This window comes from Neptuniibacter marinus (genome assembly GCF_001597725.1).
Taxonomy (GTDB): Bacteria; Pseudomonadota; Gammaproteobacteria; order Pseudomonadales; family Balneatricaceae; genus Neptuniibacter; species Neptuniibacter marinus.
Genome location: NZ_LUTR01000058.1, coordinates 1 through 388, shown reverse-complemented (window position 1 = coordinate 388; position 388 = coordinate 1). Strand labels below are relative to the sequence as shown.

1 protein-coding gene is annotated in these 388 nt (G+C 50.0%); it reads right to left on the bottom strand.

Annotated features, from left to right (window positions below):
• Positions 1-388 (bottom strand): Calx-beta domain-containing protein (locus tag A3774_RS16030; protein WP_156473741.1); only part of this gene is annotated, 388 nt, incomplete at both ends.

Genomic DNA, 388 nt, shown 5'->3' with positions numbered 1-388 from the left:
TCATCAGTGATCTGCGTTTCAACGCTGTTGTTAGTGCTATCTGCACCGATCGCAGGATAGTTACTATCCGTAATGCTATCGATTGCAATGGTGAAGCTCTCTGCACCTTCGGCCAACACATCATCTAAGGTATCGATGGTAAACGTATTCGAGTTGCTTCCCGCTGGGATATCAACACTCGCAACACCCGTGAAGTCTGTTCCATCCACCGCAACACCGCTGTAGGTAAAGGTCACGGTAATCGGGGTCGTTACGCTGGCCGCTGGCTGATCAACAGCTACGGTATACGGCGTAGTGGTATCCCCTTCGATAACAGACGATGGGCCGGTTAACGACACGGTTGCGCCATCATTATCAATAATGGTGGTCTCAACACTGTTATTAGTCG